The following is a 14,427-nucleotide window of genomic DNA, read 5'->3' on the forward strand; positions in this document are numbered from 1 at the left end:
TCAGCACTCCTTACCTTCTTGATTGTGGAGGACACATTCTTCCAATCAGATCAAGGAGAAGACGAAATGGCAAATGCAGCAAAGCGCGGTTTCTTCCGCGGCGCAATGGACGCCCTCGTCGAAGCGCGTTCGAAGCAGGCGACCCGTTATGTGAACAGCGCGCTCCTCATGCTGGACGACGAGACGCTGCGTTCGCACGGCTACACCCGTGACGAACTGAAGAAGAGCGCAGGCGGTTCCTACCTCTACTAAGCGCGGAGATTTTCGCCCCAGGGGCGACATCGGGGGAAGGGCGGTCCGGGGGCGAGCCGCCTTTTTCTTATGTCAGCGCTTCAGATGCAGCGCCACCCAGCCTTCGCGGCGAATGGTGCGGACATGGCGGAACGACTGGCCGACATAGGCCGCGATCACCGCCTCGCGCTGGCGCTCCAGAATGCCCGACAGGATCAGCGAACCATCCGGCGAAACGTTGCGCGCCATCTCCGGCGCGAGCGTCATCAGCGGCCGCGCAAGGATGTTCGCGACGATCAGGTCGAAAGGCCTCCATTTCGCGAAGACATGGTGGTGGAAGCCCGCTGCCGTCACCGTGTCGACATAGGCATGGGCGTGGTTGAGCCTCACGTTCTGCCGTGCGACGTCGACGGCGACCGGGTCGATGTCGGTCGCCAGCACCGGAATACGGTTGAGCTTCGCCAGCGCGATCGCGAGCACCGCGCTTCCCGTTCCAAGGTCTAGCGCCGTGCGCGGGCGCTCGCGGCGGGTCACGTCCATGATCAGTTCCAGGCACCCGGCCGTGGTCCCGTGATGCCCGGTGCCGAAGGCGAGGCCCGCCTCGATCTCGATGGCAAGATCGCCAATCCGGCGCTGGTCGCGGTCATGCGCGCCGTGGACGAGAAACCGTCCGACCCGGACCGGCTTCAGACCTTCGAGCGACTTCGTCACCCAGTCGATATCGTCGAGGTTCTCGCGTTCGAGCGTCGCGCCAGGCGCGTGGGCTTTCAGGACGTCCGCGATGCGCGCTTCCAGCCCTTCCGGCTCGTCCTCGGCATAGACCGACACTTCGTCGATACCGGCACCCTCGTCGAGATCGAAGATCGAGATCGGGAAGCCGTCATCTTCGAGCATCGTTTCGAGCTGCCGATAAACGGCCTCGGCGTCCTTTTTCGCGGCGCTGAAGTAAAGACGTGTCTGGGGCACCGCGTCGTCCTCTGGTGGTGTCAGCTCGCGGCCAGGCGCTTCAGCTTGGCGACGGCGTTTTCGGGATTCTCCCCATAGGCGATGGTGCCCATGAAGTCACCTGAACTGTCGAGCAGCAGGATCGATGCCGTGTGGTCCATCGTGTAGTCGCCGCCTTCCAGCTCCACCTTGCGCATGAAGATGCCGAAGGACTTGGCCATCGCCTCGATCTTCGCCGGCTCGCCGGTGATGCCGGTGATGCGGTCGGAGACGTTGCCGACATAGGTGTCGAGGATTTCCGGCGTGTCCCGCTCGGGGTCGACGGAGACGAAATAGGCGCGAATGTCGTCGCCTTCCGTGCCGAGCTGATCGAGCCAGCCATCCATCTCGTAAAGCGTCGTCGGGCAGATTTCGGGGCAGTGGGTGAAACCGAAGAACACCGCCGAAGGCTGGCCGCGGAACGCCTGCTCGGTGATCTCCTCGCCGCGCTGGTCCACGAGCGTGAACGGCTCGCCGAAGGAGCGCGCGACCGTGCGGTCCGTGTAGAGCGTGAATACCCATGCGCCGAATGCGGCAGCCACGAAGATTACGCTTGCAACGAGAAGGGTCCGCATGTCGGCTGTCGTCCGGTCAGGTCAGGGTTTGCAGGATCAGAAGCACCAGGCGAGGCCGGTTTCGGCCATCGCCATGAAGATGCGCGCGCCGCTGTCGAGCCAGCCGGCGAAGGCGAGCCCGGTCGCTGCCGAGAGCGCGAGTGCGCCGGCGGCAAGCAGAAGCGGTGTCGTGATCCGGTTCAGGGTCATGAACCAGATATAGCGCCGCGGCGGGGGCGCCGAAAGATGTCATCTTGCCGCCGTCCGGCGGGCCACGTACACGCTTTTGCGATGACCGCCTTCCTGCCGCACGATTCCGAACCGAAGATCCACACGACGGCCGAGCTCAAGGGCTGCCGTCTCGGGCGCTTCGTTTCGGTCGGCCCGCGCGTCCTGTTGCGCGACGTTGAAGTCGGCGACTTCTCCTATTTCGAGCGCCATGGCGAGGCGATCTACACGACCATCGGCAGGTTCTGCTCGATTGCGGCGAATGTCCGCGTCAACGCGCTCGAACATCCGATGGAGCGCGTCACCACGCACAAGATCACCTACCGGCCGAACGAATATTTCCGTTTCCACGGCGTGGATGCCGGCTACCGGTCGCACCGGCAGGCCGCGCGCGTCACCATCGGCAATGATGTGTGGATTGGCCATGGCGCAGTCATCATGCCCGGCATTTCCATCGGCGACGGCGCGGTCGTCGGCGCCAATGCCGTCGTCACCCGCGACGTGCCGGCCTATGCGGTCGTCGCCGGCGCGCCGGCGCGCGTGCTGCGCCAGCGCTTTCCGGCGGATGTTGCCGCGGCGCTGGTCGAGATGGCCTGGTGGGATTGGCCGCATGAAAAACTGGCCGAAGCGTTGCCGGATATGCAGCAGCTTTTGATCGAACAGTTCGTGGCCAAGTATCGAACCGATAAAGATTGATTCAAATGCTGCCTGTTAAGATCAAGGCGAAAGGTTAACCGGCCGTTTATTGGTTGTGTTAATGAAATATTGCAATTCCAGATTGCATATCCTGCATTGCTGTGGCCTCCTCATCTCCGGAAACGAACCTAACCGGCGCGATCAAGAGAGGAGAAGACCACATGAAGACCTTCATCATCGTGACGACCGCAGCAGCAGCCCTTGCTCTTTCCGGTATGTCGGCCCAGGCCGGCGGCTGGGGCGGCGGCAAGAACTCGCACAATTATTCGAGCGGGCTCATCAACGTCTCGCCTTCGGTGCGCACCGGCAACGTCAACCTGCTCAACGGAACGTCGGTGCTCAACAACTCGCCGATCGCTTCGGGTAATGTCCTCTCGGGCATCCTGAGCGGCAACCAGACCGGCAACGGCATCGGCAATGGCAACGGCATCCTGGGCGGTACGCTCGGCATCCTCGGCGGAAATTCCAGCAAGTACTCCGTCCGCAAGGGCCGCCGCTAAGGCGAACATCGCTTGAGGAAACGGGCGGCTCCGGTCGCCCGTTTTCGCACGTCCTAGGGTGTGTTGAGATTCAGGACTGTGCGTGCCGAAAATGATGGGTTTCGAGAACCGGAGCGGAGTGTACGTTTGGGTACATGAGCATCGGAAGCGCTGAAACCCGTCATTTGCAGGCCGCTCAGGCCTGAGTATCAACACACCTTAGAGGCGGGTTCGCACCGCCACCGACGCGTCAAACCGGTCTTTGGCGAAGTCGATGTCCGGCGGGCGCATCTCGCCATAGTCGAGGCGCAGGACCAGCGTCACTTTTTCGGAAGCGTGCCAGCCCAATTCGCCATAGATGCCACGGCGATTCTCACTGTAGCCGAGAACGAGATTGTCGCGGGCCTCGACGAATATGCCAGTCGACAGAGCGAAATGTTCGGCAAGCGGCCATGCAAGTTGCGCTTCGGCGCGCCGCACCCAGGACGCCAGAAGGTCGTCCGTGTCGTCGCTGTCGAAACCCGTTCGCAACGTGCCGCGCAGTTCCAGCCCGGCGATGGGCGCGATCGCGGTCGCCTCGATCGACGGGCGCACGACGTCGATCAGGTCGAAGGAGGCGCGCAGCCATTCGCCGCCCGCGGCAAGCGCGAACGCATATCCATCCTCGCTTCGCCAGCCGATCTCGCCGCGAAGCTGCAACCGGTCGAGGTTAATCGCCTCCGCTAAACTCCCGGAGAAAGTCGTCCGCTCCGCGGTCGCCCGGACGGCCCTCTGGACCGGGCCGTCCGTATGCGTCAGCGCCTGACTGGCAAAGATGCGGTCGCGATCCGGCTCCAGTCGCAAGGCCGGCAGGACATCGTCTTCGAAGAACGTATCGCGCGCGCGTTCGCGAAATCCCTTCACTTCCGTCGTCGAGACCAGTGCCGGCGTCAGGCGAAGCCCCACCACCGCGCCGGCGCCGCGGATCGTCTTCGCCGTCTGCGTCCCGATCGCGAGGTCCTCGATGACCAGCGCGTCGCCTTCGCGGATGTGTCGCAGAAAAAGCGTGCCGCGCAGTTCGAGGTCTTCCGACGGGCGCAGCGTCGTCTGCGTCTCGATGCCGCCGGCGGCATCATTTTCGATGGTGAAGCGGTCGTGCCGGCGCAATTCGCCGCCGAGCGTGATCCGTGTTTCTCCGAGCCCATGGTCGATGTCGCCGGCGACCGACCCGCGCATCAGCGTGTACCAGTCGGAGACCGCCAACGGCTCGTCCAGCACGTTGTCGGTGTAGTGCCGCGAGACCGAAATCTCGGCGTGGACGGGCGAGGGGTCATCCGCCTCGGAAGCCATTGCGATGCTGGGCAGGAGCAGCAGCGGAGACAGGACGGCAAGACGCATGGGACCTCGGACGATCTGCCCGGGAGAACCCGAAACCCCTTCCGCCGCGGGGGTGGTGAGACGGAAGGGGTCCCGGAGTCGAACCGCCCGGAAGCGGAATGTGCAAGGCGTGATTGCCGTGCAGGTGAACGATCGCACCTGCAACTTAAAACTGTATTAAAATTATCAAATGCAACCGAGGGGCGCAATCACGCTGCCGTGACGAACCCATCCAGCACGCGCTTCTGTCCGGCCTTGTCGAAGTCGATGGTCAGCTTGTTGCCTTCGATCGCGGCGATGTTGCCATTGCCGAATTTCTGGTGGAACACCCGGTCCCCGACCGTGAACACCGAGGGCGTCTCGGCAACGGACTTGGCGACCAGTTCACCCTCGATGGTGCGACCCTTGATGGAGCCGCGCCCCGCACCGAAGCCCGAATCCGGTTCGCCATAGCCGATCCGCTCGACCTGATGGCCTGAGCGCGAGCCCCAGTTGCGATCGGTCGCCTCGGTCTTGTTCTTTTGCGCGCGCTGCCAGCCGGGCGTCGCGTAGGTGTTCGAGAACGATCCCTGATCGTCGAAGCGTGACGCGCCGTATGGGTTTTGCCGCCCGGCAAACCCGCCGCCATGGCTCACGCCGTACCCGCCATAATTGCTGTTGCCGCTTTCGGCGACCTCGACATGCGCTTCGGGCAGTTCGTCGAGGAACCGCGACGGTATCGTCGACTGCCACAGGCCGTGGATGCGCCGGTTCGAGGTGAACCACAGATGGAGGTTCTTCTTCGCCCGCGTCAGGCCGACATAGGCGAGGCGGCGTTCCTCTTCGAGACCCGACCGTCCGCCCTCGTCGAGCGCCCTCTGGTGCGGGAAAAGCCCTTCCTCCCAGCCGGGCAGGAACACCGTGTCGAATTCCAGCCCCTTGGCCGAATGCAGCGTCATGATGGAAACGGCGTCCATCTCTTCCTGCTGCTCGGCATCCATGACCAGCGCGACATGTTCGAGGAACGAGCGCAGCGACTCGTAGTCCTCCATGGAGCGGATCAGTTCCTTCAGATTGTCGAGTCGGCCCGGCGCCTCGGCCGAGCGGTCGTTCTTCCACATCTCGGTATAGCCGCTCTCCTCGAGAATGGTCTCGGCGAGTTCGGTGTGGGACATGGTTTCGAGTGCACTTTGCCAGCGCGTGAAATTGGCGGAAACCTCGCGCAGGCTGGCGCGCGGCTTCGGCTTCAACTCGTCGCTTTCGGCGAGCTTGGCGGCGGCTTCCAGCATCGGAATGCGCAGCCCGCGCGCGGTGTCGTGGATCAACCGGATGGTCGCTTCGCCGAGGCCGCGCTTGGGAACATTGACGATGCGCTCGAAGGCGAGGTCGTCGGCCGGCTGCGCGACGACGCGGAAATAGGCCATGGCATCGCGAATTTCGGCCCGTTCATAGAAGCGCGGGCCGCCGATGACGCGGTAGTTCAGGCCAAGCGTGACGAAACGGTCCTCGAACTCGCGCATCTGGAACGACGCGCGCACCAGGATCGCCATGTCGTTCAGATTGTTGCCCTTGCGCTGCAACGCCTCGATCTCGTCGCCGAGCGCGCGCGCTTCCTCTTCCGAATCCCAGGCGGCGTGGACCATCACGCGCGGGTCGTCCGGATCGGACTTTTCCGTGAAGAGCGTCTTGCCGAAGCGCCCTTCATTATGCGCGATCAGGTGCGACGCCGCGCCGAGGATGTGCGAGGTCGAGCGGTAGTTGCGTTCGAGCCGGATGACGGTCGCGCCGGGGAAATCCTTGTCGAAGCGCAGGATGTTGTCGACCTCGGCCCCGCGCCAGCCATAGATCGACTGGTCGTCGTCGCCGACGCAGCAGATATTGGGCGAAACGCGCGTTCCGTCCCGCGCCGCCGGCCTCTGCGCCAGAAGCCGCAGCCACATATATTGCGCGGTGTTGGTGTCCTGATACTCGTCGACGAGGATGTAGCGGAACTTCTCGTTGTATTCGCGCAGCACGTCCGGATAGGCGCGGAAGATGCGGATCGGGTGGCACAAAAGGTCGCCGAAGTCGCAGGCGTTGAGCGTCTGCAGGCGGTCCTGATAGGCCTTGTAGAGTTCGCGTCCCTTGCCGTTGGCAAAAGCGCGCGCGTCGCCTTCCGGGATGTCGGCCGGCCCCAGTCCCTTGTTCTTCCAGCCGTCGATCATCTGCGCGAACTGACGTGCGGGCCAGCGCTTGTCGTCGAGCCCTTCGGCCTGGATCAACTGCTTGATCAGCCGCACAACGTCGTCGGTGTCGAGAATGGTGAAGCCGCTCTTCAGCCCGGCCAGTTCGGCATGGCGGCGCAGGATCTTGACGCCGATCGAGTGGAACGTGCCGAGCCACGGCATTCCCTCTACCGCCTCGCCGACGAGCACGCCGATACGCGTTTTCATCTCGCGCGCGGCCTTGTTGGTGAAGGTCACCGCGAGGATCTGGCTTGGATAGGCGCGGCCGGTCTGCAGGATGTGCGCGATGCGCGTCGTCAGAACACGTGTCTTCCCGGTGCCTGCGCCGGCGAGGACGAGCACCGGACCTTCCGTCGTCTCGACCGCCAGGCGCTGTTCGGGGTTGAGCCCGCTCAGATAGTCGGGCGCATTGGGGCGTCGCGCGGCCATGGCGCGCGCGGCCAGCCCGCCGCCTTGCGGCTGCGGCGCGGGTGAAGGGCGTCGGGGACGGTCGTCCTCGTCGAAGAAGGGAATATCGTCGGGAAATCCGGACATGTCCTGCAATGTAGTGATTCGGGACCGAAAGACCAGAACGCGAACGGATCGCTCCGGTCAGGCGCGCGGGAAGACGAGCCGCGTCACCGAGCCTTTGTCGTTCTCATAGGCGATGTCGCCACGCAGCGTCCGCGCGAAACCGGCCATGATGCGGTGACCGAGGCGGTCGCTCGTGGCCGGATCGAAGCCTTCGGGAAGTCCCGGTCCGTCGTCGGAGACGATCAGCGCCAGCTTTTCGCCGCCCATGCCGACCAGCCGCACGTCGATGCGCCCGCTCTCGCGGCCGTCGAACGCGTGCTTCAGCGAATTGCTGACCGCCTCGATCAGCACCAGCGACAGCGTCATCACGCGCTCGACCGGCAGGACGATGTCGTCGGCGACGACATTGCAGGTCACGTGCCGTCGTCCCGAGGCGTCGATCAGGTCCTGACAGATCGCGCCCAGCGATTGCGACAGTTTCTGCGTTTTGGTGTCCGGATCGTACAGCCGGCGATGGACGCGCGACAGCGTCTCGAGCCGCAGGCGCGCATCTTCGAGCGCGCCGGCCGCCTCGGCATTGCCGCTCAGGCGCCTTTTGTGGATGCCGAGCAGGCTGGAAACGAAGGCGAGGTTGTTGGCGATGCGGTGCTGCAACTCCTGGAACAGCGTGCGCCGCTCCTCGGCCAGCATCGAAGCTTCCGCTTCCTGCCGTTTCGCGCGTTCCACCGCCTCGTTCATCAGGTGGATGATCGTGATGTCGACCGCCATCACGAGCACGAAGAAGGCGAGCGCCACGATCGCCTGATAGCCGAGGTCGAAGCTCATGAAGGGCGGGATGAACCAGTACCAGGCGGCGAGCGTCGACAGGATGGCGCACACGATGCCTTCGCGCGTCCCGCCCAGGAATGCCGTCAGCATCACGGCCGGAAAGAAAGTCAGGAACGGGAAGCCGCTCGGCAGATAGGCGTCGACCGCAAAGCGCAGGACCAGCGCGGCGGCAAAGCTGGCGCATGCGAAAATCCAGCCGAAAAAAGGTCTGCCGCGCAGCCTCGAGGCATAGTCGAAAATCATGGAACGGCCGAAAAGGGATAAAGGAAAGCTTTCAACTGAAAGTTATGTTGGAACGGCGCGCGCACGTCAATCCGATCGCTTCCGCGCGGATCGGCAAAGGCGGTGGCTTTCGCCGGTTTTCTGGCATAATCGAGGTCCGGGGACGGGCGAACCGAGAGTTGAGATGGACGACAGCGAAAGACCCGGCAATGCCGATCAGGGGCCGGGAACACAGGCGGGCCACGGCTTTCGCCGCAGCACGCGTGCCGCCTCGGCGCTCGGCGCGGCCTTGCGGACGGAACTTGGCGCATCGCTGCGCGCCGCATCGTCGCGTTGGCGCCGGTATCGGGCGCGACCGGATGTCGCGACGCCGAAACCCGCGCCCGGCGTCACGCGAACGCGCCGCAACCGCATTCTCGTTGCGCTTTCGGGCGTCGCGATCGCGGGTATCCTCGTCGTCGCCGGGGTTCTCCTGTGGGCGCTCCGGGACGTTCCGTGGGAGGAGATCGCCGACGGATCGATCGCGCCGGTCGTGGTGCTCGAAAGCGCCGATGGCACGCCGCTGGTGCAGGAGGGCCCCTACCAGGGCGCCTATACGCGCGTCGAGGCCTTCCCCCAGCATCTCGTCGACGCCGTGCTCAGCATCGAGGATCGTCGCTTCTACGATCATTGGGGCGTCGATCTGCGCGGCATCGCGCGCGCCTTCATGCGCAATCTGGATGCGGGCGAGGTGGTGCAGGGCGGCTCGACGATCACCCAGCAGCTCATCAAAATCTCCTATCTGGAGCGCGACCGCACCTATCGCCGCAAGATCCAGGAACTCGTCATCGCCTTCTGGCTGGAACGCCGGCTCGGCAAGGACGAAATCCTCACGCGCTATTTGAACAACATCTATCTGGGTGCCGGCGCGACCGGCGTTCCGGCTGCCGCGCGCATCTATTTCGACAAGGAGCCGGGGGAACTCGACCTCGGCGAATCCGCCATGATCGCGGGCCTGATCATCGCGCCGTCCGTCCTCAACCCGATCGCCAATGCCGATCGCGCCGAGGAGCGGGCGCGCGTGGTGCTCGACGCGATGGTCGCCAACGGCAAGATTTCGGCCGATGAAGCGGCAGCGGCGAAGGCCACCTATGCCGAGTTGAGGCCGACGCGGCCCGCAAGCCGCTCGGGAAGCTGGTTCGCCGACTGGGCGATGCGCGACGCGCGCGAGATCGCGGCCGACTATCGCGGCACGATCAGCGTCGCCACGACGCTCGAGCCGCAATTGCAGGCCGTCGCCGAGCGCGTCCTGCGCGAGGCGCTGGATGGCGCCGGCGCGGACGGGCCGGGGCAGGGCGCGCTCGTCGCGATGGGGCCGGACGGTGCGGTGCTGGCGATGGTCGGCGGGCGGAACTATCAGGAAAGCACCTTCAACCGCGCCGTCGATGCACGCCGCCAGCCCGGCTCGACGTTCAAGACGTTCGTGCTTCTCTCGGCCCTTCAGGCCGGCATCGATCCGCGCGCGCTCGTTCCAGACGAGCCCATCACGATCGACGGCTGGACGCCGGAAAACTTCGGCGGCCGCTATTATGGACTCGTGCCGATCTATGAGGCTTTCGTGCGTTCGCTCAATGCGGCGATGGTCGTCCTGGCGCAGGAGGTCGGCATCGGGCATGTCGCCGCGGCGGCACGCGATCTTGGCATCGATGCGGAACTGACTGAAACGCCAGCCCTCGCGCTCGGCGCCTCGGAAGTCACGCTGATCGACCTTACCGGCGCCTATGCGTCGATCCTCGCCGGCGTGGCACCGGTCGAGCCGTGGGGCATCGTCTCGTTCCGCACCGACGAAACCCGCGATGGCTTCCGCGTCGGTCCGAGCCGCCGGCCGGACATCGACATCTCACCCTTTCGCGACGACTTGATCCGGCTCCTGAGCATGGTCGTCGAACAGGGAACGGGACAGGCGGCGCGGGTCGACGGATTTTCCGCGGGCAAGACCGGAACCAGCCAGAACTATCGCGATGCGTGGTTCGTCGGGTTCACCGAAAATCTCGTCGTCGGTGTCTGGGTGGGAAATGACGATGACACGCCGATGAAGGGCGTGACGGGAGGCGCATTGCCGGCGTCCATCTTCAAGTCCTTCGTGGACGGCACGTCTATCGAAGCCCTCTCTGCCCAGGCCGCCGCAGGCGGTCCTGCCGACGAAGGCCGCGCGGGGTCGGGCGAGATGGCCGCGCAGTCCTGCGATGTCCAGGCCTGTGCGCGGGCCTATCGATCGTTCCGGGCATCGGATTGCAGCTATCAGCCCTATCGTGGCGCGCGCCGGCTCTGCGAGCGCTGACCTAGCGCGTTGATGCGGCCCAATGCGCTGCGTAATGCGGCGACAGCACAAACCCAACGGGCAGGGCCTTTGCCGGCGGCGGCTCGCGGACCCCTTCTTTCAGGTAGGTCAGCGCCGCGGTCAGCCCGCTCATCGTGTAGGGCTTGGCAATGACGCCGACCGCGCCGGCGTAGTTCTCGGGAAGGCTGCGCGGATTGGCGGTCATGAAGACCGCAAGCGAGCGCCCGCTGTCGCGAATGTATTCGGCAATGCTTATCCCTGTCGGTCCATCCGCCAGATTGAGGTCGACGAATGCGATGTCGGCCTCGTGCTCGTCGATCAGCGCCTTGGCCTCGGCGAAACTGGTCGCCCAACCGACGACGGAATTACCGCTATCTTCGATGAGGCCTTCGAGTTCGAGGGCGAGCAGCGCTTCGTCCTCGACGATGATGATCTTCAGCGGCTCCATTTGAAGCGGCTCCATGGCATTCTCCTATGGCGACGGCTGCTTCGGCGCGTCGTCCTGTGGCAGTTCGATGATAGCGCGTGTGCCCGGTTGCGTGTCCTCCCAGGATATGTCCGCCTTCAACTGGCGGCTGAGCGAGCGGATGAGCTTGGTGCCGAACGTAGCCGCCCCGTCGATTTCACCCATGCCCGAGCCGTTGTCCTCGATCTCGATGCGGAACCTTTCGCCCAACTTGACAATGCGCGTCGTCAGGATTGGCTGATTCATATCGTCGTAGGCGTGTTTCAACGCGTTCGTCACGAGTTCGTTGACGATGAGGGCCAGCGGAGCTGCGCGGCCGGCCGCGATGTCGACGCTGTCCACCTCGAAGCGTGTTTCCATGTCGCGGAAGCGCGATGCGGCGACCACGTCCCGCACGAGGTCCTGCAGAAATTCGCCGACGTCGAAACGAGCAACGTCGTCGGACTGGTAGAGCCGACGGTGAACCGTCGACAGGGCCTCGACCCGTGACAGCATGTCTTGCAGCGACTGGCGGATGTTTTCGTCGGGTATCGTGCGCGCCTGCATCACGATCAGCGACGACACCATCTGGAGATTGTTCTTCACGCGGTGATCGACCTCGTGAAGAAGCGCAGTCCTGGCTTCCAGCGCCGCTTCGAGCTCAGACGTACGCTCCGCGACGGCGCGCTCAAAGCGTTCTTTCTCGCGAAGATTGTGCGTTTCGCTTAGCTTGCGTTCGGTAATGTCGAGCTGGGATGCGAAATGGAATTGTAGTTCGCCCGCCTCGTTGCTGACCGGACTGAGATAGAGTGCGTTCCAGAAAGTCGAGCCGTCTTTGCGGTAATTGAGAATGTCGACGCTGATGTCCCGCCGTTGCTCGATTGCATCGCGAATTTGGTCGATGCTGCGAGCATCGGTATCAGGGCCCTGCAGAAACCGGCAGTTTCGACCGACGACCTCTCTGCGCTCATACCCCGTCAGCCGAAGGAACGCGTCGTTGGCGAAGACGATCGGATCGTCCGGCAGACGCGGATTGGTGATGATCATCGCCATGCGGGTGGCGCGAATGGCGGCTGCGAATGGATCTCCCTTGCCCTGCTCGGCATGGAGATCGTCCGTCATGTGCCATGCGTCGGGGCTCTCGCCTTTCGTTCTCCAGTCCATGTCCCGCCAACCTTGGATATCTGTGTCGAAGTTGGCGGTTAACGGGAATGGTGGCGCTTTGTTGCATCATCGCAACAATCAAATGAAAATATGAACCGTTCAAGTCTTCCGCTTGATTCCCACGGAACGGCCGGCGCGCTCGGGCTTCGGCAGGCTCTGATGTGCGGCGTGCATCGCCTTCATGTTGGCGAGGATGTCGTCGGGGAAGTGCGCGACCTTCGGGCCGTCCATGTCGACATGCAGCGTCAGCACCTCGCAGGTCGCGGCAAGCCAGCCGTCGACATGGCGCAATTCCTGATAGGCGTGAAAGCGCTTCTCGTCGAAATCGAGAAGCTGGAACGAGCAGTTCACTTTGTTGCCCAGATGGAGTTCGCGAACGTAGCAGACGTGGATTTCGGCCGTGTAGGTGGTCAGCCGTCGTTCCTTTGCGTAGTCCGGTCCCATGCCGAGCATCGCGAAGGCTTCGTCGGAACAGCGGTCGAACAGGACGTTGTAATACGCCATGTTCAGGTGGCCGTTATAGTCGATCCACTCCTTCTCGACCTCCATCACGCGGGAAATTACGGGCGCTGCTGTCGACATTCTGGGGGTTCCTCCTCTTGCCGTTCGGGCTGCATGAAACCGAAACCGATTTGCACGTCCGGCGGATAGCGATACAGAACAGGGAACCGGTGGTCCACAGATGCGGCGCCGGCGACTGGAGGAGCGGACATGGCACTGGCAGAACTCGTCGACATCGAACGCAACGAAACCGGCATCGCGGCGGTGCTTGACGCGCTGGCCGGCCAGTTCGGCGACCGGTTGCAGACCGGCCGGGCCATTCGCGAACAGCATGCCCACTCGACGAGCTACATTCCCGCCCAGCTTCCCGACGGCGTGGTCTTCGCCGAGAGCGAGGCGGATGTACAGGCCGTCGTGCGGCTGTGCGCGGCCCATCGCGTGCCCGTGATCGCGTTCGGCACCGGCACTTCGCTCGAAGGTCACGTCAATGCGCCCGGCGGCGGGATATCGCTCGACCTGTCGCGCATGAACCGCGTGACCACCGTCAATGCCGAGGATCTCGACTGCACGGTCGAGCCCGGCGTCACGCGCGAGGACCTCAACACGCACCTTCGCGATACCGGCCTGTTCTTCCCGATCGATCCCGGCGCCAATGCCAGCCTCGGCGGCATGGCATCGACCCGCGCCTCGGGCACCAATGCCGTGCGCTACGGCACGATGCGCGACAACGTCATTTCCCTTCGCGCCGTCATGCCGGACGGGCGCATCGTCCAGACCGGCCGGCGGGCGCGCAAATCCTCGGCCGGCTACGACCTGACGCGTCTCCTGATCGGCGCCGAAGGCACGCTCGGCATCATCACCTCGCTGACGCTGAAGCTCTACGGCATCCCGCAGGCGATTTCCGGCGGCGTTTGCCAGTTTCCCTCCGTCGATGCGGCCTGCCAGGCGGTCATCGCGACGATCCAGATGGGTATCCCGGTCGCCCGCATCGAACTCATCAGTGCGCTCGGCATGCGTTCGCTCAACCAGTATTCCAAGCTTTCCTATGCCGAGAGCCCCTGTCTCTTTCTCGAATTCCACGGTTCCGAATCGGGGGTCGCGGAGCAGGCGGAGCTCTTCGGGCAGATCGCGGACGAGTTCGGCGGCGGGCCGTTCCAGTGGACCAAGGTCGCCGAGGAGCGCACGAAACTGTGGAAGGCGCGGCACGACGCCTATTGGGCGGGCCTCGCGCTTCGACCCGGCTGCAAGGCGCTGACGACGGATGTCTGCGTGCCGATCTCGCGGCTTGCCGAATGTATCGGCGAGACCGAGGCCGATATTGCCGAGCACGGCCTCGTCGCCCCCATCGTCGGCCATGTCGGCGACGGGAATTTCCACGTTCTCGTGCTGGTCGACGGCGAGAACCGGGACGAGATCGCCGCGGCGGAAGCCTTTGTCGGCCGGCTCAACATGCGCGCCATCGCCATGGACGGGACATGCACCGGCGAACATGGCGTGGGGCAGGGCAAGGCGGGCTACCTCGTCCACGAACTGGGACCGGGCCTCGACATCATGCGCGCGATCAAGACCGCGCTCGACCCCGACAACATCATGAATCCGGGGAAAATCCTGCCGCGCGCGCAATTATGAGCGCTCAATTCGGGTTTGCCACTGTATCGACGCGGACAAGCCGTTAAAGTCGGTTCCACGAGGATATCTGAGC

Annotated in this window: 14 protein-coding genes; 5 read left to right on the top strand and 9 right to left on the bottom strand. The window is 64.1% G+C overall.

Going from position 1 to position 14,427, the window contains the following annotated elements:
* Positions 1-66: 66 nt before the first annotated feature.
* Entirely contained in the window at positions 67-252 is a 186-nt protein-coding gene (locus tag ACT6QU_RS14355; RefSeq protein WP_024588687.1) for a hypothetical protein, read from the top strand.
* Positions 253-324: 72 nt separating this feature from the next.
* On the opposite strand, the gene ACT6QU_RS14360 is transcribed toward ACT6QU_RS14355, so the two are convergent.
* The 3 genes from ACT6QU_RS14360 to ACT6QU_RS14370 are packed head-to-tail and all read right to left on the bottom strand — an operon-like array spanning position 325 to position 1,979.
* On the bottom strand, positions 325-1,197 hold the full coding sequence (locus tag ACT6QU_RS14360; RefSeq protein WP_444564765.1) for a 50S ribosomal protein L11 methyltransferase: 873 nt from the start codon (positions 1,195-1,197) through the stop codon (positions 325-327).
* A 20-nt stretch (positions 1,198-1,217) separates the two neighbouring features.
* Positions 1,218-1,790, bottom strand: coding sequence for an SCO family protein (locus ACT6QU_RS14365; protein ID WP_444564766.1), 573 nt, complete (start codon positions 1,788-1,790; stop codon positions 1,218-1,220).
* A 36-nt stretch (positions 1,791-1,826) separates the two neighbouring features.
* Positions 1,827-1,979, bottom strand: a complete 153-nt coding sequence (locus tag ACT6QU_RS14370; protein WP_173401421.1) for a hypothetical protein — start codon at positions 1,977-1,979, stop codon at positions 1,827-1,829.
* An 81-nt stretch (positions 1,980-2,060) separates the two neighbouring features.
* On the opposite strand from ACT6QU_RS14370, the gene ACT6QU_RS14375 reads away from it, so the two are divergent.
* Complete coding sequence (locus tag ACT6QU_RS14375) at positions 2,061-2,693, top strand: DapH/DapD/GlmU-related protein (RefSeq protein ID WP_444564767.1); 633 nt, start codon at positions 2,061-2,063, stop codon at positions 2,691-2,693.
* A 161-nt stretch (positions 2,694-2,854) separates the two neighbouring features.
* Positions 2,855-3,193, top strand: a complete 339-nt coding sequence (locus tag ACT6QU_RS14380; RefSeq protein WP_444564768.1) for a hypothetical protein — start codon at positions 2,855-2,857, stop codon at positions 3,191-3,193.
* Between the two features lie 198 nt (positions 3,194-3,391).
* On the opposite strand, the gene ACT6QU_RS14385 is transcribed toward ACT6QU_RS14380, so the two are convergent.
* The 3 genes from ACT6QU_RS14385 to ACT6QU_RS14395 form a co-directional block, all read right to left on the bottom strand.
* Positions 3,392-4,549 carry a hypothetical protein gene (locus tag ACT6QU_RS14385; protein WP_444564769.1) on the bottom strand — a complete coding sequence of 386 codons (1,158 nt, stop codon included), beginning with the start codon at positions 4,547-4,549 and terminating at the stop codon, positions 3,392-3,394.
* A gap of 188 nt (positions 4,550-4,737) precedes the next feature.
* Complete coding sequence (locus tag ACT6QU_RS14390; RefSeq protein WP_444564770.1) at positions 4,738-7,266, bottom strand: ATP-dependent helicase; 2,529 nt, start codon at positions 7,264-7,266, stop codon at positions 4,738-4,740.
* A gap of 57 nt (positions 7,267-7,323) precedes the next feature.
* Positions 7,324-8,316, bottom strand: a complete 993-nt coding sequence (locus ACT6QU_RS14395) for a sensor histidine kinase (protein ID WP_444564771.1) — start codon at positions 8,314-8,316, stop codon at positions 7,324-7,326.
* 163 nt (positions 8,317-8,479) lie between these two features.
* On the opposite strand from ACT6QU_RS14395, the gene ACT6QU_RS14400 reads away from it, so the two are divergent.
* A complete protein-coding gene (locus ACT6QU_RS14400) occupies positions 8,480-10,615 on the top strand; it encodes a PBP1A family penicillin-binding protein (RefSeq protein WP_444564772.1) in 2,136 nt (711 codons plus the stop codon).
* Between the two features lies 1 nt (position 10,616).
* On the opposite strand, the gene ACT6QU_RS14405 is transcribed toward ACT6QU_RS14400, so the two are convergent.
* From ACT6QU_RS14405 to ACT6QU_RS14415, 3 genes are all read right to left on the bottom strand, one after another.
* Positions 10,617-11,078, bottom strand: a complete 462-nt coding sequence (locus tag ACT6QU_RS14405; protein ID WP_444564773.1) for a response regulator — start codon at positions 11,076-11,078, stop codon at positions 10,617-10,619.
* 9 nt (positions 11,079-11,087) lie between these two features.
* Complete coding sequence (locus tag ACT6QU_RS14410) at positions 11,088-12,224, bottom strand: histidine kinase dimerization/phosphoacceptor domain -containing protein (protein ID WP_444564774.1); 1,137 nt, start codon at positions 12,222-12,224, stop codon at positions 11,088-11,090.
* A 99-nt stretch (positions 12,225-12,323) separates the two neighbouring features.
* A complete protein-coding gene (locus ACT6QU_RS14415) occupies positions 12,324-12,806 on the bottom strand; it encodes a thioesterase family protein (protein WP_444564775.1) in 483 nt (160 codons plus the stop codon).
* 129 nt (positions 12,807-12,935) lie between these two features.
* On the opposite strand from ACT6QU_RS14415, the gene ACT6QU_RS14420 reads away from it, so the two are divergent.
* Positions 12,936-14,354 (top strand): FAD-binding oxidoreductase, encoded by a 1,419-nt coding sequence (locus tag ACT6QU_RS14420; RefSeq protein ID WP_444564776.1) that lies wholly within the window; start codon positions 12,936-12,938, stop codon positions 14,352-14,354.
* The last annotated feature ends 73 nt before the right edge of the window (positions 14,355-14,427 follow it).

Source organism: Aliihoeflea sp., assembly GCF_052435475.1.
Lineage (GTDB): Bacteria > Pseudomonadota > Alphaproteobacteria > Rhizobiales > Rhizobiaceae > Aliihoeflea.

Bases quoted from the DNA above. Each gene is read 5' to 3' on its own strand.
- ACT6QU_RS14355 (WP_024588687.1), top strand. From the start codon at position 67: ATGGCAAATGCAGCAAAGCGCGGTTTCTTCCGCGGCGCAATGGACGCC.
- ACT6QU_RS14365 (WP_444564766.1), bottom strand. From the start codon at position 1,790: ATGCGGACCCTTCTCGTTGCAAGCGTAATCTTCGTGGCTGCCGCATTC.
- ACT6QU_RS14370 (WP_173401421.1), bottom strand. From the start codon at position 1,979: ATGACCCTGAACCGGATCACGACACCGCTTCTGCTTGCCGCCGGCGCA.
- ACT6QU_RS14375 (WP_444564767.1), top strand. From the start codon at position 2,061: ATGACCGCCTTCCTGCCGCACGATTCCGAACCGAAGATCCACACGACG.
- ACT6QU_RS14380 (WP_444564768.1), top strand. From the start codon at position 2,855: ATGAAGACCTTCATCATCGTGACGACCGCAGCAGCAGCCCTTGCTCTT.
- ACT6QU_RS14385 (WP_444564769.1), bottom strand. From the start codon at position 4,549: ATGCGTCTTGCCGTCCTGTCTCCGCTGCTGCTCCTGCCCAGCATCGCA.
- ACT6QU_RS14390 (WP_444564770.1), bottom strand. From the start codon at position 7,266: ATGTCCGGATTTCCCGACGATATTCCCTTCTTCGACGAGGACGACCGT.
- ACT6QU_RS14395 (WP_444564771.1), bottom strand. From the start codon at position 8,316: ATGATTTTCGACTATGCCTCGAGGCTGCGCGGCAGACCTTTTTTCGGC.
- ACT6QU_RS14400 (WP_444564772.1), top strand. From the start codon at position 8,480: ATGGACGACAGCGAAAGACCCGGCAATGCCGATCAGGGGCCGGGAACA.
- ACT6QU_RS14405 (WP_444564773.1), bottom strand. From the start codon at position 11,078: ATGGAGCCGCTTCAAATGGAGCCGCTGAAGATCATCATCGTCGAGGAC.
- ACT6QU_RS14410 (WP_444564774.1), bottom strand. From the start codon at position 12,224: ATGGACTGGAGAACGAAAGGCGAGAGCCCCGACGCATGGCACATGACG.
- ACT6QU_RS14415 (WP_444564775.1), bottom strand. From the start codon at position 12,806: ATGTCGACAGCAGCGCCCGTAATTTCCCGCGTGATGGAGGTCGAGAAG.
- ACT6QU_RS14420 (WP_444564776.1), top strand. From the start codon at position 12,936: ATGGCACTGGCAGAACTCGTCGACATCGAACGCAACGAAACCGGCATC.